Genomic DNA, 23,417 nt, shown 5'->3' on the forward strand with positions numbered 1-23,417 from the left:
CTGCTTAACCCTTAACCAAGAAGTATTGATAAGCTAATACTTGCCCGGTACTTCGGTCAATTGCATGTCACAGCCATCTAGGGTTGCTCTTTTTACCCACATAGCTCCACATCTCCAAAACGCTCTGACTCTTCGACTTCAGCTTCTTCAGGCTCTTCAACTCGTATAATTTCTACTTCCACACTCTCAGGTTTTAGCCTCTGGAGCAGTTTCTGATTCACTTGTTTGAGGAGAGCGAGTTTTTTTTAATTCTTGAATCACGGTTGTAGGACTGATATGCAACACGCGGGCAATATCTCGCACTCCACTCCCCTTGAGCGTCATCTCCACGATCTGCTGCTTGACTTCTCGTGTCCTTCCTGGATAAGTTTGAGTTAAGACGAAAGTGCGGTAGGGACAATCAGTGTTTTGGCAGTAATAACGTTGTTTGCCTACTAGCGACTTTCCGTATTTAGTCACCTCTGTGCTGTGACAATGATGGCATTCAATTGCTACCAAAACAGTCATAAGACTTAACCAAGTTTTTTATTCATTATACTCGATCAACCGATCTACAACATTACCAAATTTATAATATTGCAAAGTTTTATTTTTTACTAAGTTTTAAGTATTCCAGTTATCAAATTTTATCATTCAGATGGAGAGAATTAGGTGTAAGCTGCCAATGTTTGCAGCCTAGATTTAGATGTATATACTAAAATTCTTAAAAAAATGCACGATGAAGCTGAAAAGTGAATAAAGCAAAGAATTTTGGATTGATAAATCAGGGAATAACTAAATCGAGAATCAGAATTTAGAAATGCTCCATGACTTGGATAAAACGTTAGAAGAATTGCTCAAGGCTGAGTTGCCTCCTGCTTTTGTGGGAACCAATGCAACAACACGGGTGTCCATTAGTTTTGCCACGCCCGATCGCGAATTTGCCAGTCAAATTGCTAATGCTCCAACGATCGATTTGTTTCTGTACGACGTGCGAGAAAATCTGGAACTGCGGAGCAATGAGTGGGTAGTCGATCGCCAGCCCAACGGTACTGCAACGCGAAAACGTCCACCAGTGCGGGTTGATTGTTCTTACGCGATTACCATTTGGACAGCGGGCAATCAGTCCGACCCGCAAACGGAACATCGGCTATTAGGGGAAGTGATGAAAGCACTCCTGCGACATCCCATCATTCCTGTGGCAGTGTTGCAAGGCAGCATGAAAGAACAGGAAATTTTGCCGCGCAGTTTGACGCTACGCCCAACTCAATTACAAAGTTTGGGTGAGTTTTGGCAAGCGATGGGTGGCAGACCCAAACCCGCACTGAATTACACAGTGACGATCGCCATTCCCGTTTACGAGGAAGCAGAAACCTTACCACTGGTTCTGGCATAAAGCTGAAATTTGCGAGTGACAAATGACTGCATGGATGACATTAACGACAAAGCGCCGACAGGTAGCGATCGCCGGACGGATAATAGAAGCCGTGACTCAACAGGCGATTGCCAAAGCGGCGATTAAAATTGAGCAGTCGCCGCCCGAATTTCGGCAAATACTGAGGCTCAAAGCACTCCAAGCGAGAAATCGCTCGGTTGAGTTAGATCGGGTTGTGAGTGCGATCGATGGTTGCTTTTACTTTCTCGATTTGCCCCCTGGTATCTATACGTTGACGGCATCTTTACCAAATACAGGAACCCGCTACGGAACAGTTACTACTGAAGCGTTAACCGTCTCTAGAAACGCGGAAGGGAACCTACAAACTGCGATCGCAGAAATGGTATTGCCAACGACAGCACTTACAGGAAGCGTAACCTACAACAACAAACCTGTGAGCATGGCGCGCATTCAAGTTGAAGGAAGCAGCACATCTGCTTTTAGCAACGCAGAGGGCAGCTATTTACTAACAGGATTGGAAGTTTGGCAACTCACCCCATCGGGTCAGCCTCCTCGACCCAACGTGCAAGTTTTTGCTAGAGGCTATCCACCACTGGTTCAAGGCGTTCAACTCAAACAAGGGGAATTAACCACGCATAACTTTGAACTAGCAGCGCGATCGCCTAAATCCTCTTAATCCGCTTATATCACTAGTCGCGCATGAGAGAAACCCCCAAGACCGCGCTGACTTACCTCCTACCTTCTTACTAAATCTACGCTCTCAAATTCATTGGCTGCATTGTCCCATCTTCTGTACGAGGAGAAACGTTCATGGTGTCGCTTACAAATATCATCTCTCAATCGCCTGGCGTGTACGTGTCTGAGGAACGATCCGCTGCACCGATCGCTGGCGTGGGTACTAGTACGGCTGGGTTCATTGGTATCATAACCAGGATTGAGGAGATTGGCAGTGCCGAGCATCAGGTTGAAATTGCCGCCGCCAACGCTCCAGATCGCAAGGCGAAGCAAACAAAGTTTAAGCTGCCTCATTCTAATGTTATGACCGACTCCGGGTTTGGCTTTTTTGTCGATACTGCTGAGATTGACAACATGAAAGTAAAGCTTACAAATGAGGGCAGTGAGTCCTTTGTCACCTTTACCGATCCACCAGCTATCGACAAGCTAATTAAAGGATTTTACAGAAGCAACGATTTTTCTGCCCAGATATGCACTAATTTCACCGAATTCAAGACCTTATTTGGCGATTTTATTAAAGGTCAGCCCAATCTTCTAGCTCATGCGGTGTTTGGTTTCTTTCGCAATGGGGGAACGCGCTGCTATGTGGTAGGCGTTGCCAGCGACGATGAAGGTGCTGTAGAACCAGCATTGAAGCAGTTTGAGGCAATCGACGAAATTGCGATCGTGGCGGCTCCGGGATTACAGGGGGTGCAAAAGGCAGTGAAAGAACACTGTGAGACAATGGGCGATCGCGTGGCAATTCTCGATCCGCCGGAAACCGCTAAACCCAACGATGCAATTACAGCACTCAAGCCATTTGACTCTGATTATGCTGCCCTCTATCTCCCGTGGCTGCTAGTGTTCGATCCAGCCAATCCCAAAACTCCCAGAGCAGTGCCGCCTAGCGGACACATGGCAGGCATTTATGCGCGAGTTGATAGTCAGCGGGGCGTGTTCAAAGCCCCTGCTAATGAGGTCGTGGCTGGAGCCGTAGGACTGGCGCAGTCGATTAGTAAAAGTCAGCAAGACGGGCTTAACAAAGACGGGATCAACTGTATTCGCAATTTCAATGGCAACATTCGCGTTTGGGGGGCGCGCACTTTGGGTGGAGATGCCAATGGTGAATTCAAATACATCAGCACCCGACGGCTATTTAACTATTTGCGCGAATCGGTCGACGAAGGCACGCAATGGACAGTGTTTGAACCCAATTCACCGGAACTGTGGGCGAGAATTCGTCGCAGCGTCACTGCATTTTTAACCGTAGTTTGGCGCAGTGGCGCATTGTTTGGCAGCACACCCGAAGAAGCGTTCTACGTCAAATGCGATGCCGAAAACAATCCACCAGAACAACGCCAACTGGGACTAGTGGTGACAGATATTGGTGTAGCAGTGGTCAAGCCTGCTGAGTTTGTGGTGTTTCGGCTGAGTCAGCGGCAGGAGGGACAATAAATGTTGCCCTTGACTCATGCAACTCCAGGGGTTTATTGGGAACAAAGCGTTTCGTCCCCCGCCCCTGAGTTTCTGACGGGTGTACCTGTTTTGATTGGGTTTGCAACAAAAGGCGATGTTGCTCGACCTCAGTTGCTGACACTGTGGACGCAGTTTGTAGAAATATTTGGCATTGCGGGAACAAGTGACTTACCCGATGCAGTGCAAGGCTTTTTTGGCAATGGCGGTAGGGCTTGCTACGTGGTAAGACTGCGCGATTTCATATCCATCGAAGCTGCTTTAGCAGAGGCACTGGAGGCGATCGCCGTTTTGGATGGCGTTGACCTGGTGTGCGCGCCCGACTTAGCCACAAGCAGCCAGGATACAGCCCAATTGTTGCCAATGCAGGAAGCATTGTTAGATTACTGCCAGGAGATGGGCGATCGCTTTGCTATTCTAGATACTCACCGAAATGCCACCATTGACGATGTTGTAGAGCAACAGCAGCAGCTTTCCAGCCATCCAGGGAGTCATAACAGCGCCCTGTATTTTCCCTGGATTCAAGTGCAGCACCTTAATACCAGTCTGCCTAAACTGATTCCGCCCTGCGGACATATTGCAGGTATTTACGCCCAAAGCGATCTAGATGTGGGCGTTCACAAAGCACCTGCTAACTTTGTCATCAATGGCGCGGTGGATCTGAGTTTGCTGCTGTCCGATGCCGAGCGGCAAAAGCTCAATCTTAATAATCAGGATAATCAGGTAGGAAAAATCAATTGTCTGCGAATTCTGCCAGGACGGGGCATTCGCGTTTGGGGAGCGCGGACGTTGAGCCAGGATGCCGCCTGGCGCTATGTGAATGTGCGGCGGTTGTTTCTGATGGTGGGGCGCTGGATCGATCGCAATCTGACAAACTTTACCTTTGAACCCAACGATATAATGCTGTGGATTCGGATTGAGCGCGAACTCACTGCCTATCTAGAGACTCTACTAGCACAAGGGGCGCTTCAGGGCAACTCACCGCAAGAAGCGTTTTACATCAAGTGCGATGCCGAAACCAATCCGCCAGAAGTCCGCGATCGCGGTATGGTAATTACCGAAATTGGTTTAGCCCCCACCGTTCCCAGCGAGTTTATTGTAGTGCGGCTGATTCAAGGAGAAACCGGAGTCACCCTCGTCTAAGCTTTGATTTTTACCCTGCACGCAAGGAGATTTGACTATGCCTGCTAGCAATGCTCATAAACCCGATCCCTATCAGGGCTATAACTTTTTTGTCGAGTGGAACAGCATTATTCACGCTGGATTTCGGCAATGTTCGGGACTGAGTGCCTCTCAAGCATCGGGAGAATACCGCGAGGGTACCGATCCGCCCACCATGCGAAAACTACCCGGACTCAACACCTACAGTAATATCACCTTACAGCGTGGTATTACTAACAACAAAGAACTATGGAGTTGGCGCGAAAACGTGATGAAAGGCAATGCCGATCGCCGCGATATCTCGATTGTGTTGATGGATCGAACCGGACAGGAAAAAATTCGCTGGAACCTGTCGAACTGCTGGCCGATTACCTGGACTGCCCCTGATTTTGATGCTACCACCGATGGAGCCGCGATCGAAACATTGGAACTGGTACACGAAGGCATCACCATCGACGATTGGAAGTAATTTAAACCATATCAAGTCTGGAAACCATCAACCATGATTCAGTCCACTGAATTGGAGTTCACCCTACCCCAGGGTTACATCGACTCCGAAGGCAACATTCATAAAGAAGGCACGATGCGATTGGCGACTGCCTATGACGAAATTGCGCCCCTACGCGATCCGCGAGTGCAAAGTAATCCGGGCTACCTAGTAATTATTTTGTTGGCGCGAGTAATTACTCGATTGGGAGAGTTGCCGTCGCTGAATCCGAAAACGATTGAAGGGTTATTTTCAGCCGATCTGGTCTATCTGCAAGATTTTTATCAGCGGATCAATCAAGTTGGTCATACTCGTTTCCAAGTCACCTGTCCCCACTGTCAGGGTGAGTTTGAGGTCGAACCTGTCCCTGAGGGGGAGTTACTCGCTACCCCTTAGAGCGCCTGCAAGAGGAGGTAGCGTATATTGCCTATCACTTTCACTGGTCGCCGGAGCAAATTATGCAGCTCGAACACCGCGATCGCCAACAGTGGGTGGCTGAAATTGCTCGGATTAATCAACAGTTTAATAGCGCTTCCGTTTGACAACCTGCAATATAACAACAACGATTTATCAGTACGGAGAAGTTATGGTATTAATGCCCCCTACTAATGCCCTGTTTGCTGCGGCAATGGAGCGAACGGGTCGCCGACTCGATCCCTACATGGGATATAACTTTCTGGTGGAAATTGGTGGCTTATTGACGGGCGGTTTTACCACCGTTTCGGGACTAGAGAGCAGTATTCAACTTCAGGATTATCAAGAAGGCGGCGTGAATGGCTATGCCCATCAATTTCCCACCCAAGTCACCTATCCTAATCTAGTTTTGACCTACGGCATTACCGATTTGAATGTGCTGTGGCACTGGTTCAACGCGGCGGCTGAGGGTATCATTCTGCGGCTCAACGGCACTGTGATGATGCTCGATCGGGATCGCCAACCTGTGAGCTGGTGGAATTTCAAAGATGCTTATCCCGTGCGCTGGGTAGGTCCCCAGTTAGATGCTAGCAACTCCAATACAGTAGTCGTCGAGCAACTGGAACTGGTGCATCGGGGCGTAACAAAACCGGCGCTGGCTCTAGCACATTCAGCCGCTCGGTTAGTCAAGCAGAATCGCGCCACCACATCGCTCAAACTGAACCGCTAGGGAGGCACTGCATCAATGCCGACAAGTCCACTCTACAACTGGCAGAACACAATTAGACCCAAGCTGGTGCAGCGATTAATGCGCCCAATCGCCCAACCTGGAGTGACCGGTTCTGCCCTGGCTGACCAGATTCGCTCGCGTGCTGAAAGCTGGTCAAATCGTTTGCCGTTACTCACCCAAATCTCTGAGCAACACACGCTATCCGAAGGTTCGCCAGCAGGACAACCACCGATAGTCTATGCCCAGCCCGTACCTGCGGAGACTGCATCGGATATTGCAGTGCAGACATCTACGCCATCCGCAACAAGTTCCAATCGACCGACCGTAATTCAAGCCAAATTTGTCCCATCTGCACCCACCGATCGTTTAACTTGGCAAGCTGTTGCACCAGCAGAGCGATCGCTGCCATTTGATTCATCTGTCAGCATAACCACAAGCGATCGACATCCAATTGCTTTAGAAAATCCATCCTCTCAGCCGTTGCCCACTTTACCGATTGTGGCACCGCGATCGCCGACTTCTGCCTCAAATACTGGAACGCTCTCACCGCAACTCTATACTGCTCCAGCAGATCGAGTGCCAATCGCATCCGCCCAGCCTGTGAGTGAAACGCCTCGATTAATTGACATAGATGCCGAAATTCCATTAGTCCCATCCCACCCCAAAGCCGCAGAACCAGCCGTAGAAAACAGGCGATCGCCTCTATTGCTGGTTCGTAGTATCACTCCTGCCCCCAAATTGCGCCAGGAGACTCCTTTGGTATTTGCACAACCTACACTCAGGTCAAGTCATCCCACCAGTTCAGATTTAACGGACACGACACCGCCCAAGGTCGTTAGAACGATCGCAGCTCAAAACTCAGCGGCGACGCAGGGTGCAGGAGCGAATTCAACCACAGCTCAATTCACAGCTCGATCGATCGTGCGGGAAGCAGCCCGGACAACATTGCAACCATCGCTGCAACCATCGCTAACGACGCAAACGACGATCTCGCGGGCTGAACCACCACCTCTCGATGTGGATGCTTTGGCAGACAAAGTAGAGCGCAAACTGGCGCGACGAATGGCGATCGAACGCGAACGACGGGGGTGGAAATAATGTTGACGAAATTGGCAAAACTAAAAATTTGGCCCGAGACGCGAAACCGATTGCAAAAACCGTTTGAGGTGCCTTATAACCCCAATCAAATTCAAATGGTTCAGATCGGTTGGCAGCATGACGATCGCAACACCTTGACTCCAGCAGACACACCCGCCACGTTAACGTTTGAGTTATTTTTTGATACCAGCTTGCCCGATTCGCTGCCTAGCTCTCTCGGCCTGGTCAATGCTGCATCGTATTTAAGCGCACTGCCAGTTCCCTTACCCAAAGTCAGCATTGCTAAAGATGTGCGACCCTACACAAAAAAAATTACTGACCTGACAAAGCCCGACGGCACTCTTAGTAAACAACCGCGACCCCCAATCTGCTTATTGCAGTGGGGAAATTTGAGCGAACCGTTTGAGTTTTGGAGCGTGTTGATGCAGGTGACGACCACCTACACGCGCTTTTTGAGTGATGGTACTCCCACTCGCGCAAATCTCAGTTGCTCGTTTGAAGAGTGGCAGTCTGCCAAAACGCAGAAAAAGCGCAGCAAGCTCGTTGACGACCCGACGCGCATTGTCAAACGCGGCGAAACTCTCAGCAGTATTGCTGCTGAGGAATATGGCGATCCGGCACTGTGGCGAGTCATTGCAGCTGCCAATCGGCTCACCGATCCGCGCAAACTCACCCCCGGTCAACTCCTGGACGTGCCGCCGCTACGTCCTGGTAATACTCAGTCGCGAGGATAGCCGCCATGCTTTCCACAAACCGCGCTAAAATTCCCATTCCCACGATTCAGGTGTCTGTGCAAGGCAGCCCCCGCCAATTTGAGGCGATCGCCGATTATCTGGAAACAGCCGTTGTCACCGACGACATCGAAGCACCTAGTATGTTTGCCCTGACCTTGACCAGTTGGGACACGGAAGCGGGAAAATTCTTCGACTGGTTGGATAACGATGCGTTGGATTTAGGCAAGGCGATCGAAATTCGGCTGGGCTATGACAGCGACTTGAAGCCTTTAATTTCAGGTGAAATCACCGGATTAGAGCCAGAGTTTACACCGGACAGTCAGCCGACATTAACGGTGCGGGGTCACGATCTGCGCCATCGCCTGATGCGGGGTCACAAAACTCAATCCTTCACCCAAATGAAGTTGAGTGATGTGGCAAGGCAGGCGATCAAAACCGCAGGACTGAAGGGTAAAGTCATCCCCACCACCGACAAGCTGGATTACATCCTTCAGCATAATCAGACGGATCTGGAATTTCTTCAGGCGCAGGCACGCCGGATTGGCTACGAAGTGATGATGGTTGGCGAAGTGCTACATTTTCGTCCCCAGCAGTTTTCCGAAAACAAAGTACTGACCCTGAGTCCTAAAGCCGATCGCCTAGAGTTTTCGCCCCGCCTCAGCACAATGCGGCAGGTGCGGCAGGTGGAAGTACAAGGCTGGAATCCGCAGGAGAAACAACCGATTGCTGGGAAAGCTAGCGCTAACCAAGACAAAATCGGCAAAATGGGTGGCACCACTAGCGGCTCGATGGCGGTAGACAAAGAATCGATCTACCGGATTGTCACCCAGCCGATTGCCAGCAAAGCCGAAGCCGACCGATTGGCACAAGCTAACTTTGATCGGCGATCGCTCGAATATATCAGCGGTGAAGGTTCCTGTACCGGACGAGTCGATTTACGAGCAGGCAGCGTGGTAGAAATTGCTGATATTGGTCAGCGGTTTAGCGGTTTATATTACGTGATTTCCGCCGTTCATACCTATAATCCCGAACAAAACTACACCACTCAATTCACGGTCAGGAGAAATGCCACATGATGTCAACTCAGCTTGCTCAAATCATGGGTGCGCCAGAATCGCGCGATCGCTTTTATGGTGTGACGATCGGCATTGTCACCAACAATCAGGATAAAGAAAATCTGGGGCGCGTCAAAGTGAAATTTCCCTGGTTGACAGAAACCGATGAAGGCTACTGGGCGAGAGTTCTGACCCCAATGGCAGGTACTAACCAAGATACGAAGAATAGATATGGCATCTATTTTCTGCCGGAAGTGGATACAGAAGTTTTAGTGGCATTTGAACACGGGGCGATCGAGTTTCCCTATATTCTGGGTGCTTTGTGGAACGGCAAAGACAAACCCATTGAATCGAATAGCGACGGGAAAAATAACCTACGCACGCTGAAATCTCGCAGCGGTCACACGATTCGATTAGATGATACCAAAGATGATGAAAAGATTGAAATTATTGATAGTAGCGGTAAGAACAGGATCGTAATTAGCACCAAAGCAAACACCGTGACGATCTCCAGCGATGCCGACATTGCGATTCAATCCCAGAACGGTAAACTCAAACTCAGCGGTAAAGGAATTGAACTCAAATCAGCAGCGGAAATCAAAGTAGAGGCGAAACAAACTTTAGATTTGAAAGCAGGTCCGCAACTGAATATCAACGCCAAGATGGTGAACATCAACTGAGGAGGATTTTCCATGAGCCAACCCGTTGCCCGCCAGGGCGATCTGATTGCCACCGCCTGCGTGCATCAGGTACAGGGACAACCCCCTGCTCCTGCTTCGCCCGTAGTCGCACCTGTTTCCCACCCGTTTAATGCCACGTTCGACGGACAGTTGAGCCAAAAGGTGAAAATTGACGGCAAGTTTGTGGTATTGCAAGGCAGCACAGCACTGGCAAAAGTGCATATCGCCCTACCGCCGCCAGGAACTGCACCTCTCGGCTTTGTCAAACCACCCAATAACCAGGCAGAAGTCTCCCAGGGTAGCAAAACAGTGAAGATTGAAGGCAAATTTGTAGCACGGGTTGGCGATCCAGTCAAGACGTGTAGCGAACTACCGCCGCCGCATGGAGCGATCGCCCCTGCTCCGGGAAAACCCACACAGGTATTTATCGGAGGGTAGGGCATGGATAGCGAATTTTTAGGCGTGGGATGGCAGTTTCCTTTAACCATCGGCAAGGATGACGACAAGGATGGGCGGGTGCAGATGGTGCGCTATGAGGCAGCAGTGCGCCAGTCAATTGAAATGATTTTGAGCACGGCTCCTGGCGAGCGGCTAATGCAACCAGAGTTTGGCTGTGGCATTCACGATCTGGTGTTTGCTACCAACAGCGCCGAAACCATAGGGCGGATTGTCAGCGAAGTGCGGCGATCGCTCGTGGAGTGGGAAGCCCGGATCGACGTGCAGGATGTGACAGTTCAGCCAGAGGCAGACAATCCAAATTATTTGCTCATCCAAATTAATTACCAGATTCGTAACACGACCAATCGCTTCAATCTAGTTTATCCGTTCTATTTGGAGTAACCGGAATGTCAACGCCACCTCCGAAAATCGATCGCCGCTCTTATGAGGAGATTGTCAGCCAGACCTCCAGACTGGTGGAGAAATACACCTCATGGCGGGCTGGAACCACGCCCGATGCTGGAATGGCGTTGATTCGCATTTTTGGGCGGATGGCAGCCCTAGTGAGCGATCGCCTCAACCGCACCCCTGAAAAAAACTTTCTCGCCTTTCTCGACCTGATTGGCACTCAGATTCAACCCCCCCAGCCTGCTCAGGTGCCGCTGACGTTTGAACTGGCAGCAGGTAGTCCCGTAGATGCCTTCGTGCCTGCTCGGACTCAGGTGGCGGCACAGTTGCCGGATGGGGAAGAAGTGGTGTTTGAAACCGAGCAGGAATTGGTAGTGACGACGACACAAATCGCAGCAGCATTTGTGATTGAGCCAGACAGAGATCGCCTGCGAGACTGCACAGATCGAGTTACAGGCAGCGTCGATGCGTCCTTCCCAGTTTTTGAGGGCGATCGACCCATCGACCATCACCTCTATTTTGCCTGCGATGAATTGCTGACACTGCCAGGACAAAAAACTGTCACCCTGAGTTTGCGATCGCCCCAAGCCGAGGATTTGTCAAAGTTCCCTATCATCTGGTCGGTGTGGGATGGTGCAACCTGGCAGCCCGTCGTGCCGGAAAGTGGGGCAGATTCAGTTCCAGCGATCGCATCCTCTAGCAACACCTGGGAATTTGTCCTAACGCAAAACTTGCCGACTCCAGTGAAACAAACCCTGCATGGGTTAAAAGCCGCCTGGTTACGGGCATCGCTCCACACTCCGATGTCGATGGCGGCGGTTAATCTGCCCCAGTTGTCAAGTCTAGATGTCAAAGTGAAGATGACTAGCAGTGGACTGCTGCTAGATCTGTGCAGTTTCAACACTGCTGCGATCGACATCAGCAAAGACTTTTTCCCGTTTGGCGAACAGCCGCGCTTCAACGATACATTTTACATTGCCAGCCAGGATGGATTAGCACGGGCAGGGGCGATCGTCACCTTGACTGTTGAACTGAGCGATCCGCCGCCGCTAACAGTTAGTCCCTCACACGATTTAGAACTGGAGTGGGAAGCCTGGACAGGGAAAACCTGGCAATCCCTCAATAGCACCGCTGGCTTTAAATTGGAAGACGGTACGAAGCAGTTCACTGTCAAGGGTGATATCAAATTTAAGCTGCCAGATACCCTGGCGGCGGTTGATGTGGGCGGAGAGACAAAATACTGGATTCGCGTTCGCATCCTGCGCGGTGATTACCAGACTGCTGCGGCTCAAGCGACAACTATTACCTCACTCCAAGATAAAGTGGAGAAAGCATCAACACTACTCGTGCATGACGTGCGGGGATTTTTGCCGAACGACTCGATTCGGATCGCCGTTGGCAACACTCAGGAAGAAAGGGAAATTCAAGATATTAAACTGGTAGAGCAGCAAATTATTCTAAAAACGGCTTTAGCGAATGTTTATCCAGCAGGGGCAAGTGTAATGCTGAAGTCTGGGTTCGGTGCGCCGTCGATTAAAACGCTGAAGCTGGGCTATGAATACAATTCAAAAACGGTGTCCGCCCAGGTTTGCGCCCAAAACGAGTTTACCTTTACAGAGCCGATCGCACTGCCCGATCGCCCATTACTGGCTGCTGATGTTGCTCAAAACAGTCATTTACTCAAGCTCAACAGCGTTGAGGGCTTGACGATTGACGCTGCATTCACACTCCAAAACGTAAACCAAACCGATGCGGAACCCGTAGAAATTGAAGCGATCGATCGCGATCGCCGCCTACTGGTACTCAAACAACCGTTGCAGCGAAGCTATGCCAAAGGCTCAACCCTGAACCCGCTGTTTCGTCCCTTTGTGCCAACCCGCGATCGCCGTCCTACGTTATATCTTAACTTTGACAAACCCATTGCCAATCGCTTAACTGCGCTGTATTTCCAAGTAGAACCACCCCTGCCGAGCGATCGCATAGATCCGAGTGCCACACCCATCCAGCTCACTGTAGAATACGCTAGTCCCACAGGTTGGACGACGCTGGGAATTCAAGATGAAACCCAGGCTTTTAGCGAACGGGGCTTGATTCAGTTTATTGCGCCATCTGACTGGCAAGAACGATCGCGGTTTGGACATAGTGGTTACTGGCTGCGGCTGCGCTGGGAAGATGGCAAGTTTCGCCTCAAACCTCGACTGCGGCGCGTTCTGACTAATACTATGTGGGCAAGTCAAACCACGACCTTATCGCCGGAAATTCTTGGCTCCAGTAGTGGCGACCCGAATCAAACCTATGTCACTACTCAGTCGCCCGTCTTGCTGGGTCTGCGATTAGAAGTTCAAGAAAATACTATCCCTACACTGGAAGAACAGGCAGCCTTGGAAGCAGCAGTCGGAGCGGAGGTAGTGACGATCGAAAGAGATCCAACTGGGCAGACTACGGCAGTCTGGGTGCGCTGGCAACCCGTTCCTGATTTCTATGGCTCTACTGCCCGCGATCGCCATTATACCGTCGATTACTTGACTGGCACGATTCAGTTTGGTGATGGGCAGGCGGGTCGGGTGCCACCCCCTGGACGCAATAACATTCGCCTGTCTTACCAGACGGGTGGAGGCGATCGCGAAGAGTTTCCGCCCCAGACAGTGAACCAACTCAAGACAACCATTCCCTTTGTCGATCGCGTCACCAACTTAGAGACGGGCGGAGGTGGAGCCGCCCAGGAATCGCTCCAGGCGATGCAGGAGCGCGGTCCGAAGCAACTGCGGCATCGCGGACGAGCCGCGACCATCCAGGATTTTGAAGATCTGGCGTTAGAAGCCTCACCGGATGTGGCGCGGGCAAAGGCAATCGCCCCCGAATTCGACCCGCTAGAAAATGACCACTGGCTCGATCCGCACGATTCAGCAAAACGCGACCTGAAGCTGCATCAGTCCGTCGATCGAGTCGGCATGGTACGGCTGCTGATTGTGCCATACAGCACGGCACGACAGCCCACGCCCAGTCTGGCATTGCTCGATCGCGTAGCAGATTACCTGCGATCTCGCTGTGCAGCCACATTGAATCTGCAAGTCATGCGCCCTGAATGGCAAGAAGTAGTCGTGACTGCGGCAATCGTTCCCGTTTCGCTATCAGGGGCCGATCGAGTGCGATCGCGGGTGCTACAACGGTTGGAAGCGTTTTTGCACCCATTGACGGGAGGGCAAAAGGGGGAAGGCTGGCGATTTGGTCGCCGTCCTCAAGACTCCGATTTGTATGCAGCGATCGCGGCTGTACCAGGGGTCAATCGCGTCCAGTCGCTTCAGGTTTCCCTCAGTCAAGATCTGCCAATGAATACATTAATCTTTTCTGGTACTCACATCGTTCAGTTGGTGATGCCATCATCAGGAGGTCAACCATGACATTACCGCTTCCCAATTTGGACGATCGCACCTATGCCGATTTAGTTGCTGAAGCGCGATCGCAAATCTCAATCGAGTATCCCGAATGGACGGATCACAACGCCAGCGACCTTGGCATTATTCTGATCGAGTTACTGTCATGGTTAACAGAACTAGCGCTTTATCGCGTCAACCAACTGCCCGAGCGCAACACCTTTGCCTATCTCAACTTGCTCGAAGGTGGCAAAAAGCAGTTGCCAGCTGACTTGAGAAAGGCAATCCGTGAAACAGTGCCAGCCCTGCGACAACGCTACCGTGCCGTCACCCCTGATGATTTTGTAGCGCTGGTGCTGGAATGGAACCAAACGAAAGACGCGCAAACACTGGGTAAGGTGAAGCGATCGCACTGTCTCCCCAGACGCAACCTGGAGCGATCGCTTTCTACACCGCCTGACGAGTCTGCCCACATCAGCCTGATTGTCTTACCCGACAGCGAAGATCCTTGCCCTCAACCCAGTGCCGAACTGCGGGCAAAACTGCATGAGTGGTTTGCCCCCCGACAGTTACTCACCGTCCGTCACCACATCGTTGCCCCTGAGTATGTGACGATTCAACCCAGTGCCAAACTATTTCTAGAAGCAGACGCAAACCCCACGTTAGTGCGCGAGCGGGCGATCGAAGAAGTGGGATATTTCTTTCATCCACTGGCATCGGGGCATTACTGGGAGGGCAAGGGCTGGCCGTTTGGGCGATCGGTGTATGCCTCAGACCTGTATTCTATTCTCGATGGCATTCCGGATGTAGACTACGTGCAAGAGGTGAAGTTAGCTGCTAATCCAGCATCGACTGATGAGACTAATAAGATATCGATCGCCCGCCACCAACTCGTCTGTGCCGACCTCAGCGGCAATCCTTTTACCTTGATGGAGGAGACTAGCAATGGCTGGCAACCAATCTAAGCCCACAAGTAATTACCTGCAATATCTTCCCGCCACGCTCCAAACAGACTGGGATTTGGGACAGTTTTTGCTGGCATTTGAGCAAATCCTCAGCGGTTTGCCCACTAAACCTCAAATCGTCGAGCCAGACACCACCGATTCCCCCGATTCCCCCGATTCGCCTGGGTTAGAAGCCTCGATCGACGAAATTCACACCTACTTTGACCCGAAGGAAACCCCAGCAGAATTTCTGCCCTGGCTGGCGAGTTGGGTTGCCCTCAGCCTGCGAGAAGACTGGGAAGAGACAGTCAAGCGCAACTTCATTCACGGAATTGTGCCGCTGTACCAAAAACGAGGCACTAAAGATGGACTGATTGAAATGTTGCGACTCTATTTAGTCAACCCGCAAGAAAAGATTTCTGTTTATGAATTTGACCCGCCTGCTCACTACTTTCAAGTGGAATTAGAGCTCACCAGCCAGGATCTAGAAGCCTACCGTCGGAAAGAAAAAATTGCCCGCGCCATCATCGAGCAAGAAAAACCCGCCCATACGTTTTATGCGTTGCAGATCAAAATGCCCACCATGCGGCTCGTTTCTCAAAAGCTAGCTGAGCGCGAAGGCAAAGATTGGCGCATAACGATGCTGAGAATTACAAACGATACCACTTATCCCAACCGAACGATTTTAGGCACGATTTTAGGCAGCTCAACTCAAAAACCTCAAGAAAAACCTCAAGCTACAGGTTAATCACTATGCCCGATCCGAATTCATCTCAATTCCCTATCGGCATCGAAACCCGCCCCCACTACTTTGATGGTCAATATCTCAAAGTAGAAGACTTTATCGACGAGCAGCATTACCACATCGATCGCCAGCGCCGCCCCCTACAATTTTTGTATGTGTCTGGCATTCTCAACGGCTTGCAGGTTAAAGCAGGCAGCACTGACTTTCCTAACTTTACGATCGCCATTGCTCCTGGCAGTGCCATTGATACTGAGGGGCGACAAATTCTGTTGCAAAGTACAGCCCTGCTCATAACCCCACTCAATGCTCAAAAACAACCGATCGAAAAAGACAAAGCACCACTCTTTACAGTTGATTTGACAAAACTTAAACCGGATACAGGCAACATTGACTATTACCTAGTGATTGCTTACGACGAAATCAAAAAAGCCGATTCGCAAGCCGATGAGGGTAGCGCGGAGTCTAGCCGCTGGCACGAACGCCCGATCCTCCAGTTGAACCCTAGTATCGAGGCTCAAGATCTGCCTTTAGCAAAACTGACATTTTCTAGCAGCGGTATTAAAATCGACCTCGGAGTTCGCCGCTACTCAGGAGTGCGATTTCCCAGCAATGATGGTGATGAATTGAGCCTGCGATCGCAGGGCAGCGATCGAGTCATTTTACAAGGCAATCTGAGTATCACAGGGAAGACTGGCATCGGTACAAACGATCCCAAGAGCCAATTATCGGTTGCAGATGGGGTGGCAATCGGGAAAACCTACGCCGACACCTATCCTGCTCCAGCCAACAGTTTGCTCGTCGAAGGAAAGCTGGGCATAGGCACAAGCGATCCCAAGAGCCAATTATCGGTTACAGATGGGGTGGCGATCGGCACAAACTATGCTAAAACTCATACCGCTCCAGCCAACAGTTTGATCGTCGAAGGCAACTTGGGCATTGGCACGACTGCACCGAATCGAAAACTAGAAATTATCAATGATGTCAGCGGGTTGAGTTTTGAAGCAGGTAGCGGCACTCCCAATGCTGGCACTATTCGTTTTGGCGATAATACGGGTTGGAAGTTGCACTTTGGGCGATCGCGCGAAACTTCAGACCCAAAGGCAAATTTGAATTCGGGGGTCGGGGGTGTGCTCATGACCCTACAAGACAATGGTAATGTTGGAATCGGAACCACAACGCCCACTTCCCGCTTAGAAATTTTTGGAACGACTGGAAACTTATTGTCGGTAGGGGCAACTTCCGGTAGCACGGCTAACATTGACCTGTGTGGTCACGTCCAGCTAAAAGCATATAGTACTGGAGAATTGGCATATATTCAAGCCAGAGATGATAGTTCGGATGGCAAAATTGGCTTACGATTTAGAACACAAAAGGGCAAAAAGAATCTGACTGAGGCAATGACCCTTAATGCTGAGGGCGATCTCTTCCTTGCTAGAAATGTTTATCTGAGAGAAAAACTTGCCCTATACGTTGATGGAGCCGACCTCACGAATGATGGAGCTTTCACGGGAATTCGTTCGCCCAACGGACGCTACATCTTGGCGATGATGAATAACGGCGAGGCTCGTGTTTGGTCAAACCGGTCAGGTAACTGGCAAATTGTCTGGCAATCTCCCACTGCTGGAAAATAGTCAAATCAATTCAAAAACTTAATCTGATTCAATCGACCATGCTGCAACAGTATCTCGAACAACGACTGCAAACCCTGCAATCCGAATTTGAAGCAGGTCAAACCATGCTGGCGGAGTTAGAAGCAAAACAAGCGAATTTGCAAAAAATGCTGCTACGGATTAGCGGTGCAATTCAAGTCTTAGAAGAATGTCTTAATGAAGCTAAACAAGATCGTCCAGAATCTTCCCTAGCTTCTGATACTCCCGCCGAATCGCTTGAAGCAAATGACGCATCGTAATCGATTGCCCTTCACTTGCGGCTAAAAATGCTGCGGCTACTGCAATATTACGAATCTCCGCCCCTGTAATTTCTAGCCGTTTCGCCACCAAATCTAGATCGAGATCGTCGCTCAACGGGGCGCGATCGCTCCAAATTTGCTGCCAAATCCGATGGCGATCGCGATCGTTCGGTAAGGGAAACTCAATAATAAACCGCAATCGTCGCACGAAAGCATTATCGATACTGCTGCGAAAGTTCGTTGTCAAAATGGCAATGCCTTCGTATTCCTCAATTTTCTGCAATAGATAACCGATCTCGATGTTGGCATAGCGATCGTGGGCATCCTGCACTTCAGACCGTTTGCCAAACAAAGCATCCGCCTCATCAAATAGCAAAATTGCATTCGAGTTGGCGGCGGCTGTAAAAATGCGATTGAGATTCTTTTCGGTTTCGCCAATATACTTACTCACCATTTGCGATAAATCGATCTTGTAAAGATCGAGTTGCAATTCTGCTGCAATAATCTCGCTTGCCATTGTTTTTCCGGTTCCTGGCAATCCTGCAAACAGCGCATTAATGCCTTTGCCTAAAGAGAGTTTCCGATCGAATCCCCAGTCTCCATACACAATGTGTCGATGTTTCGCCTGATTGCAAAGTTCTTTCAGTTGCGCCAACGGATCGGGCTGCAAAACTAGATTGTTCCAACTACTTTTCGGCTCAATTTTGCGAGCGAGTCCTTCCAGTTCATGCCCCGATTGAGCGCGGGCAGCCGTAAACAAGTGATTCAAACTCAACGGTTTCCCGATTGATTGAGCCACATTGCGTGCAGTTGCGATCGCTTCTGCAATTTGCCCCGAACTCAAACAAAAGCGATCGGCTAACGCATCCAAATCAGTCTCCCCGATCGCCTCCGATACCTGAGTCTGCCAGTCGTGCCGTCGCCGTGCAAAACTAGGCAGTGGAAAAGCGATCGTTACCAGTCCTAACGGCGGCTCAGTAACACCTGGAGTCCAAGCGTTAGTGCCAGATAGAAGCGTCACAGTCTGTCTGGTCGCAAGCAGCGATCGCAGTCTTCGATCCGCCATTCCCTCTAAACTTTCTACGCCTTCAAGATACAACAATGCGCCTTGAAACATTGCTTCCCGAAACACGCGCTCTAGGATAGATTCAACTTCGACTTTTGCTGCAATGAGACGTGGAAGATCGACACTGAGTAGAGGCGTTGCAATTTCATTAGCGAGTCGATTTGCAGTGTGGCGGTGACTGATGCGATCGCGCCCCTGAAAATACAGCCGCAACGGTTGCTGAGTTTGCCAAGCTTGATGGACTTGTGCCAAAAGTTCTGGGGTTACGATCGCTTCGCTTTCTGGCGATTGAATCAACTGACAAAAAGGTGCAAGAACCGGATCTAACCCTGACTCTGCTAATAGGAAACGAACGACTTGTCCATCTAGATGAAGTTCCTTAGCTAATAACGTGCTATCTCCAACAAGATGCAGTAGGTGATGCCGCATGAGCGGAGCGTCGGAAGTGAAGTGCGATCGCTGCTCCAACTTATCGACTGCCGTTTCACACAGAAGATTGAGCGCTAGATCGACACTAGGACGATAACAGCGCGGATCGTCTTGTAGATAGGCATAGAGCCGTTCATAGCGGCGATCGAGGTGGGGAGCTAAAGCGATGATGATGGCATCGAGATCGAACTCAGTTAACGCAAAGGTGTGCAACAACCAGTCTAAGCGCGATCCCCTGTTAATCCGATCCGCAGTTGAATGGGATAGCTCAAATAAGGGAACACCTGGCTCTCGCTCTAACAGGCAGTCCACCTCTTCTGAACGATCGGCATTGTGCAGGGTTTGCGCCACTGCGATCGCACGTTCTATCAAACCATCCAATCGCTCTAGTAGGGGCAGTAGCGTCTCTAATGGAGTCATTATCAATCTCTAGAGAGCGATTGTTTGGCTTCCTCAAGCTCTGCCAGCAATTCAGCGAGTTCCGTCATACCTTTGTCTTCTTGATCGCCCCGCTCTCTGGGTGGCATCAATTCTCTTTTTTTCTGTAGTTTGGAGAGAACTTCGGGCTTTGGTTTAGAGGGAATCTTAGGTTTGTATGCAGCTTCAGTAACCTGGTTATGCCGTGGTTGTTTGTAAGCTTCGAGATGATGTTTGAGATAGCTAGAGCTAGAGTTTTTACTTGACATCACTTCATCAAACGTTGTTTTATTCCATCCCGTCTCAAATATTCCACCTTTCTGTCCCACCAAGAGATGCTTTTTTTGGAGCGCTTTAATATGATTTTTGACTGCTTTTAACCGCCTATAGGTCGCTTGAATTTCCTTATCAGATAATTGTTCGCGATCTGCTTTGCCATCATTCAAAATGCCTGGCAAATGTTTACCCTTGAGTTTCAGCACTTTGTCAGCCGTTTCTCGATCGATTAAATTCGGCAGTAGAACTGCATGATCGGTAAGTTTGCCGAACTCATCTCCCGTCGGTCTTTCTCTATAGGGCGAAGAAAATGCAGCATCGGATGTCTCCCAGATTTTTTTGCCGAAGGCTACGTCATTATCAATTCCTTTGACTTTGCTAGTTGCTGGATTAAATATAATGTTTCCGCCGTGTCGATCGGTTTGGTTCATAATCGCATCTAAGAGTGCCAGATCCGAAAAACTTTTTTGAGTCGGCTCACTGACGTTCCCTTGAATATCTGTAATATTCGCCAATTTGGTGCGAGTAAATTTGTCGTATTTTCCATCGCTTCTCAGTTTATAGTCTTGCCTCTTATCACTCTCCATATCCTCATCTGGAATTGCATCGACCTCATCTTCATACAAGTGCTGGTTTAGTGGGTTACCCGTTACACTAGCAGAGACTGAGCCTTTCTTTAGAACGTTGTCAATGACATGGGATGCAAAAACTTCTTTGGAGAGTACATCTAATCCCAAGTGTTGATCCAAGCGAGAAGCGGCGACCGCACGGGCACTCATTCTGGCATCCTCTTCCTTAATCCTCTGAGCGAAAGCGCCCTGTGGAAGCAATCTCTGCGGTCCTGGCTCAAAAGCAGGCTTGAAGTAGCCAACGTTACTATCTGTCTCTCCGACTGTCTCTCCGATCGGGCTATTGTAAGTCGCTTTATAGACTGGATTAGCACTTCCTCCGCCCAGCGTCACAAGGCTTTTAAGTGTGCTGTCATCCTTAGCTTCGTGTCGCTTCTTGCGCCATAACATTGCTTGTAAGGGCGATCGCGGTAACGATTGAGGCGACAGATTTGATCGGGATGCCACCATCTGCACCGTTTCCCCCATTGCCGCCTTCGCCCCCATTGCATCGGCTTCTCGCTCTAAAGTAGCATTGGTATTCAACGGAATTCCAGTTTGCGGAACCGCGACCCGTCTTGCCCGTTGCTGAAGAATATGCGCTAACTCGTGTCCTAACAATTGCTGCCCAGTTGGACTGAGGGGATGATACTGATTGGGCGCAAAATGAATGTCTTCACCTTGGGTATATGCGATCGCGCCTAGCTTCTCAGCTTCCGATCCCTGATGAATCCGCACCTTTGAGAAATCTGTCCCAAATGCCGTTTCCATTTTTTGCTGCACCGCGATCGGCAGTGGTTCACCTGGCTTTTTAGAAGACTCTGAGTTAAGCTCTGCCTCACCTACCAACTCATGAGACAATCCTCGAAACATAGGTTTCGCTTGAATCGGACGTGAGCTAACGTGCTGTGGCTCTAGACTGTGAGCTGCTGAAGCTGGAGCCAGCGTAGTTAGAGCAAAAGCTTTCTCAGCCTTAGTACTAGATTTAGCAAGGAGGAAGGGAGACTTCATGGCAGGAGATCGCTGAATAGCATATAATCGTTACTGAAGCATAGCTTCTTGCAATGTTCCTACTTTACCTGAGATCTTGCACTATTCTCAACAAGAGATTGCAAAAAGGACAAAAAACTGAAAGAAAGGGCGTAAAAAAAGTTAATTGGACGGTTATGGAAACCATGAGTAAAGGATAAGTACTTATAAATTAAGCATATGTGCGATCGATGCTTTTATGCTTAATTTCAAGTTCTATCATTTTTCACAACCGATCCCATAATCCTTCTCCATCAGTTCCAAGTGCATCAGCTGCCTTGGTGTCAAATATAACGGGCTCTTCCCAACTTTTGGTGAAGCAGGACGACCTAAAAAACTGACAATGTTTGAGAGTGGCTCAACCAGCCAGGATGAAACGTTTGCTGAGTAATGCTAATCCGGCTCGTCCATACATCTGTCGCTTCAGCATCTTTAAGCGATTGTTTAATCCCTCAACTGCACCATTACTCACATTTGACATCATGCTCGCCTTTACCGCAGCATAGTCCTCTAACAACCCTTGTGCAAACTGCTCAAAGGGTTTTAATGAACTCTGCATCGCCTGCATCAGCCACTTCTCAAACCCATCAGCTTTCTGCTGACGCAGTAGTTGCAAGAATTCATCCGCTAACTCAACTGCTACTGCCAAGTCTGGATGCTCTGCCACGATCTGCTCCAGCAGTTTTGTGTCTTCGCTCTTACGATTCTCTTGCCGCTTGACGATTAGATAACTCGCTCGACGAGTCGTCAAAGGCGGAGACTGTGAGTCGATGATTTTCACTGTTGCTCGAGCAGAATGCCCCTGTTTGACGGGTAGACCCTGAGCTTGACGCAATTGACTAATGTAGCGAGTCAGAGTCCGCTCACTGCCATTAGAGATCTTGCATAAGTCAGGAGGACTGGGAAAGACCTAGCTCGTAGTTGTACACTCCGGCTATCAGGTTAGGCGGTTTCTATTAAACAGATTACCAGTTGAGCTAAGATGCAATTATACGCTTGACTCTGTAGGAGCAAAGCATTGGAGCCATTCACCCCTGAGTATCAGCTGAACCATTCCCAAATTGAAGATCTGCGACTGGCTGCCTCCAAGCTGCTGGGGGCGGCAAGACGCAGTTTTCAAGCAGAAATGGCTTTGAAATACTGCGGTGGTAGCGCTCGATTAACCGAGACAGTCTTTGGCTGGGGAAGAAACAATGTAGAGTTGGGATTGGCAGAAAAGCGAACGGGGATAACCTGCATTGGAGCGCAAGCAGCGTTTGGGGGAAACAAGGCATTGAGCCGAGATTCGTGTAGGTGCGATTCGTTCTGGAGAAACCCATTACTTGGGAGGATTCCAGGCTTCAGTAGAGTAACCCATCAGGGGTTGAGGAAGCACTTTAATCCTCTGCTGATGACAACTTGATATCCATGTAGGTGAGGTGAAATTTTAAACCAAGTCCTATCGCCCTGGTGCGAGGTTGAAAGCACGTAAACTACCACACAATGGTAGCCCCTACGGAGGAGACTGACTATCAAATCCATAAAGCGGGGATGAAAGCGGTCAATGGTGGTAATTGCTGAAAGCACCAACCGCAAGCAAGAGTCTATGGGGAGAGCAAGCGAAATGTCGCCATCGCCATCGTCAGATCTCACCAAGGAATATAAGCTTGTGCTTCGGGCACGCCTTGGATCGGAAATAACCGATAGGGTAAGGACTGTTAGGTTCTTGCAACCGAAACAGCGCACTTCCTAGACCCCCGGTGGATAGGCATCCCTAAAGGCTCGAAACAATGGATATCAGGAACGAAGTAACCCAAATTATAGCTCCTATGGTGGTCGATACATAGGTAGGCGGTCAGGCTAAAAGCTTGATT

Annotated in this window: 23 protein-coding genes and 1 pseudogene; 20 read left to right on the forward strand and 4 right to left on the reverse strand. The window is 49.8% G+C overall.

All coding sequences use genetic code 11. The annotated features are described in order from the left end of the window. Positions 1 to 186: 186 nt before the first annotated feature. Positions 187 to 507, reverse strand: coding sequence for an IS1-like element transposase (locus tag N4J56_RS32440; RefSeq protein ID WP_317110766.1), 321 nt, complete (start codon positions 505 to 507; stop codon positions 187 to 189). Between the two features lie 292 nt (positions 508 to 799). Between N4J56_RS32440 and N4J56_RS32445 the strand changes: the two genes are divergently transcribed. The 19 genes from N4J56_RS32445 to N4J56_RS32530 all read left to right on the forward strand — a co-directional run bounded on the left by N4J56_RS32445 (position 800) and on the right by N4J56_RS32530 (position 17,739). Further along, on the forward strand, positions 800 to 1,375 hold the full coding sequence (locus N4J56_RS32445) for a DUF4255 domain-containing protein (protein ID WP_317110767.1): 576 nt from the start codon (positions 800 to 802) through the stop codon (positions 1,373 to 1,375). Positions 1,376 to 1,397: 22 nt separating this feature from the next. After that, positions 1,398 to 2,051 carry a carboxypeptidase regulatory-like domain-containing protein gene (locus tag N4J56_RS32450; RefSeq protein ID WP_317110768.1) on the forward strand — a complete coding sequence of 218 codons (654 nt, stop codon included), beginning with the start codon at positions 1,398 to 1,400 and terminating at the stop codon, positions 2,049 to 2,051. A 134-nt stretch (positions 2,052 to 2,185) separates the two neighbouring features. Continuing rightward, positions 2,186 to 3,544 carry a phage tail sheath family protein gene (locus N4J56_RS32455; RefSeq protein WP_317110770.1) on the forward strand — a complete coding sequence of 453 codons (1,359 nt, stop codon included), beginning with the start codon at positions 2,186 to 2,188 and terminating at the stop codon, positions 3,542 to 3,544. Then, positions 3,545 to 4,705 carry a phage tail sheath family protein gene (locus N4J56_RS32460; protein WP_317110772.1) on the forward strand — a complete coding sequence of 387 codons (1,161 nt, stop codon included), beginning with the start codon at positions 3,545 to 3,547 and terminating at the stop codon, positions 4,703 to 4,705. 37 nt (positions 4,706 to 4,742) lie between these two features. Continuing rightward, a complete protein-coding gene (locus N4J56_RS32465; protein WP_317110773.1) occupies positions 4,743 to 5,192 on the forward strand; it encodes a phage tail protein in 450 nt (149 codons plus the stop codon). A 36-nt stretch (positions 5,193 to 5,228) separates the two neighbouring features. Beyond that, on the forward strand, positions 5,229 to 5,606 hold the full coding sequence (locus tag N4J56_RS32470) for a phage tail assembly protein (protein WP_410500716.1): 378 nt from the start codon (positions 5,229 to 5,231) through the stop codon (positions 5,604 to 5,606). 5 nt (positions 5,607 to 5,611) lie between these two features. Beyond that, complete coding sequence (locus N4J56_RS41415; protein WP_410500717.1) at positions 5,612 to 5,752, forward strand: DUF6760 family protein; 141 nt, start codon at positions 5,612 to 5,614, stop codon at positions 5,750 to 5,752. A 44-nt stretch (positions 5,753 to 5,796) separates the two neighbouring features. Beyond that, a complete protein-coding gene (locus N4J56_RS32475; protein WP_317110776.1) occupies positions 5,797 to 6,354 on the forward strand; it encodes a phage tail protein in 558 nt (185 codons plus the stop codon). A 15-nt stretch (positions 6,355 to 6,369) separates the two neighbouring features. Further along, the gene (locus tag N4J56_RS32480) at positions 6,370 to 7,452 is read left to right on the forward strand and encodes a hypothetical protein (RefSeq protein ID WP_317110777.1); all 1,083 of its coding nucleotides are present in this window, start codon (positions 6,370 to 6,372) and stop codon (positions 7,450 to 7,452) included. Then, positions 7,452 to 8,186: a LysM peptidoglycan-binding domain-containing protein gene (locus tag N4J56_RS32485; RefSeq protein ID WP_317110779.1), complete on the forward strand. Its 735-nt coding sequence runs from the start codon at positions 7,452 to 7,454 to the stop codon at positions 8,184 to 8,186. The genes N4J56_RS32480 and N4J56_RS32485 overlap by 1 nt, the downstream gene beginning before the upstream one ends. 5 nt (positions 8,187 to 8,191) lie before the next feature. Next, the gene (locus N4J56_RS32490; protein WP_317110780.1) at positions 8,192 to 9,262 is read left to right on the forward strand and encodes a phage late control D family protein; all 1,071 of its coding nucleotides are present in this window, start codon (positions 8,192 to 8,194) and stop codon (positions 9,260 to 9,262) included. Beyond that, positions 9,259 to 9,921: a phage baseplate assembly protein V gene (locus N4J56_RS32495; protein ID WP_317110782.1), complete on the forward strand. Its 663-nt coding sequence runs from the start codon at positions 9,259 to 9,261 to the stop codon at positions 9,919 to 9,921. The genes N4J56_RS32490 and N4J56_RS32495 overlap by 4 nt, the downstream gene beginning before the upstream one ends. Positions 9,922 to 9,933: 12 nt before the next feature. Then, positions 9,934 to 10,359, forward strand: coding sequence for a PAAR domain-containing protein (locus N4J56_RS32500; protein ID WP_317110783.1), 426 nt, complete (start codon positions 9,934 to 9,936; stop codon positions 10,357 to 10,359). 3 nt (positions 10,360 to 10,362) lie between these two features. Continuing rightward, entirely contained in the window at positions 10,363 to 10,761 is a 399-nt protein-coding gene (locus N4J56_RS32505) for a GPW/gp25 family protein (RefSeq protein ID WP_317110785.1), read from the forward strand. 5 nt (positions 10,762 to 10,766) lie between these two features. Further along, the gene (locus N4J56_RS32510; RefSeq protein ID WP_317110786.1) at positions 10,767 to 14,168 is read left to right on the forward strand and encodes a putative baseplate assembly protein; all 3,402 of its coding nucleotides are present in this window, start codon (positions 10,767 to 10,769) and stop codon (positions 14,166 to 14,168) included. Further along, a complete protein-coding gene (locus N4J56_RS32515; RefSeq protein WP_317110788.1) occupies positions 14,165 to 15,106 on the forward strand; it encodes a hypothetical protein in 942 nt (313 codons plus the stop codon). Before N4J56_RS32510 ends, N4J56_RS32515 begins: the two co-directional genes overlap by 4 nt. Further along, the gene (locus N4J56_RS32520) at positions 15,087 to 15,833 is read left to right on the forward strand and encodes a phage tail protein (protein WP_317110790.1); all 747 of its coding nucleotides are present in this window, start codon (positions 15,087 to 15,089) and stop codon (positions 15,831 to 15,833) included. The genes N4J56_RS32515 and N4J56_RS32520 overlap by 20 nt, the downstream gene beginning before the upstream one ends. 5 nt (positions 15,834 to 15,838) lie before the next feature. After that, positions 15,839 to 17,461 carry a hypothetical protein gene (locus N4J56_RS32525; protein ID WP_317110792.1) on the forward strand — a complete coding sequence of 541 codons (1,623 nt, stop codon included), beginning with the start codon at positions 15,839 to 15,841 and terminating at the stop codon, positions 17,459 to 17,461. 38 nt (positions 17,462 to 17,499) lie between these two features. Then, positions 17,500 to 17,739, forward strand: a complete 240-nt coding sequence (locus N4J56_RS32530; RefSeq protein WP_317110794.1) for a hypothetical protein — start codon at positions 17,500 to 17,502, stop codon at positions 17,737 to 17,739. Here N4J56_RS32530 and N4J56_RS32535 read toward each other — a convergent pair. The 3 genes from N4J56_RS32535 to N4J56_RS32545 form a co-directional block, all read right to left on the reverse strand. Beyond that, the gene (locus tag N4J56_RS32535; RefSeq protein WP_317110796.1) at positions 17,663 to 19,654 is read right to left on the reverse strand and encodes an ATP-binding protein; all 1,992 of its coding nucleotides are present in this window, start codon (positions 19,652 to 19,654) and stop codon (positions 17,663 to 17,665) included. The genes N4J56_RS32530 and N4J56_RS32535 overlap by 77 nt on opposite strands. Before the next feature lie 2 nt (positions 19,655 to 19,656). Further along, entirely contained in the window at positions 19,657 to 21,546 is a 1,890-nt protein-coding gene (locus N4J56_RS32540; protein WP_317110797.1) for a DUF4157 domain-containing protein, read from the reverse strand. A 376-nt stretch (positions 21,547 to 21,922) separates the two neighbouring features. Continuing rightward, entirely contained in the window at positions 21,923 to 22,345 is a 423-nt protein-coding gene (locus N4J56_RS32545; protein WP_317110798.1) for a transposase, read from the reverse strand. Between the two features lie 279 nt (positions 22,346 to 22,624). Between N4J56_RS32545 and N4J56_RS41420 the strand changes: the two are divergent. Then, positions 22,625 to 22,834 (forward strand): annotated as a pseudogene (locus N4J56_RS41420) (transposase); the annotation flags it as partial. Positions 22,835 to 23,417: the final 583 nt, after the last annotated feature.

The organism is Chroococcidiopsis sp. SAG 2025 (assembly GCF_032860985.1).
Taxonomy (GTDB): Bacteria; Cyanobacteriota; Cyanobacteriia; order Cyanobacteriales; family Chroococcidiopsidaceae; genus Chroococcidiopsis.

What these genes read in the sequence shown, in the direction of transcription:
- N4J56_RS32440 (WP_317110766.1), bottom strand. Translation starts at nt 507, where the DNA reads ATGACTGTTTTGGTAGCAATTGAATGCCATCATTGTCACAGCACAGAG.
- N4J56_RS32445 (WP_317110767.1), top strand. Translation starts at nt 800, where the DNA reads ATGCTCCATGACTTGGATAAAACGTTAGAAGAATTGCTCAAGGCTGAG.
- N4J56_RS32450 (WP_317110768.1), top strand. Translation starts at nt 1,398, where the DNA reads ATGACTGCATGGATGACATTAACGACAAAGCGCCGACAGGTAGCGATC.
- N4J56_RS32455 (WP_317110770.1), top strand. Translation starts at nt 2,186, where the DNA reads ATGGTGTCGCTTACAAATATCATCTCTCAATCGCCTGGCGTGTACGTG.
- N4J56_RS32460 (WP_317110772.1), top strand. Translation starts at nt 3,545, where the DNA reads ATGTTGCCCTTGACTCATGCAACTCCAGGGGTTTATTGGGAACAAAGC.
- N4J56_RS32465 (WP_317110773.1), top strand. Translation starts at nt 4,743, where the DNA reads ATGCCTGCTAGCAATGCTCATAAACCCGATCCCTATCAGGGCTATAAC.
- N4J56_RS32475 (WP_317110776.1), top strand. Translation starts at nt 5,797, where the DNA reads ATGGTATTAATGCCCCCTACTAATGCCCTGTTTGCTGCGGCAATGGAG.
- N4J56_RS32480 (WP_317110777.1), top strand. Translation starts at nt 6,370, where the DNA reads ATGCCGACAAGTCCACTCTACAACTGGCAGAACACAATTAGACCCAAG.
- N4J56_RS32485 (WP_317110779.1), top strand. Translation starts at nt 7,452, where the DNA reads ATGTTGACGAAATTGGCAAAACTAAAAATTTGGCCCGAGACGCGAAAC.
- N4J56_RS32490 (WP_317110780.1), top strand. Translation starts at nt 8,192, where the DNA reads ATGCTTTCCACAAACCGCGCTAAAATTCCCATTCCCACGATTCAGGTG.
- N4J56_RS32495 (WP_317110782.1), top strand. Translation starts at nt 9,259, where the DNA reads ATGATGTCAACTCAGCTTGCTCAAATCATGGGTGCGCCAGAATCGCGC.
- N4J56_RS32500 (WP_317110783.1), top strand. Translation starts at nt 9,934, where the DNA reads ATGAGCCAACCCGTTGCCCGCCAGGGCGATCTGATTGCCACCGCCTGC.
- N4J56_RS32505 (WP_317110785.1), top strand. Translation starts at nt 10,363, where the DNA reads ATGGATAGCGAATTTTTAGGCGTGGGATGGCAGTTTCCTTTAACCATC.
- N4J56_RS32510 (WP_317110786.1), top strand. Translation starts at nt 10,767, where the DNA reads ATGTCAACGCCACCTCCGAAAATCGATCGCCGCTCTTATGAGGAGATT.
- N4J56_RS32515 (WP_317110788.1), top strand. Translation starts at nt 14,165, where the DNA reads ATGACATTACCGCTTCCCAATTTGGACGATCGCACCTATGCCGATTTA.
- N4J56_RS32520 (WP_317110790.1), top strand. Translation starts at nt 15,087, where the DNA reads ATGGCTGGCAACCAATCTAAGCCCACAAGTAATTACCTGCAATATCTT.
- N4J56_RS32525 (WP_317110792.1), top strand. Translation starts at nt 15,839, where the DNA reads ATGCCCGATCCGAATTCATCTCAATTCCCTATCGGCATCGAAACCCGC.
- N4J56_RS32530 (WP_317110794.1), top strand. Translation starts at nt 17,500, where the DNA reads ATGCTGCAACAGTATCTCGAACAACGACTGCAAACCCTGCAATCCGAA.
- N4J56_RS32535 (WP_317110796.1), bottom strand. Translation starts at nt 19,654, where the DNA reads ATGACTCCATTAGAGACGCTACTGCCCCTACTAGAGCGATTGGATGGT.
- N4J56_RS32540 (WP_317110797.1), bottom strand. Translation starts at nt 21,546, where the DNA reads ATGAAGTCTCCCTTCCTCCTTGCTAAATCTAGTACTAAGGCTGAGAAA.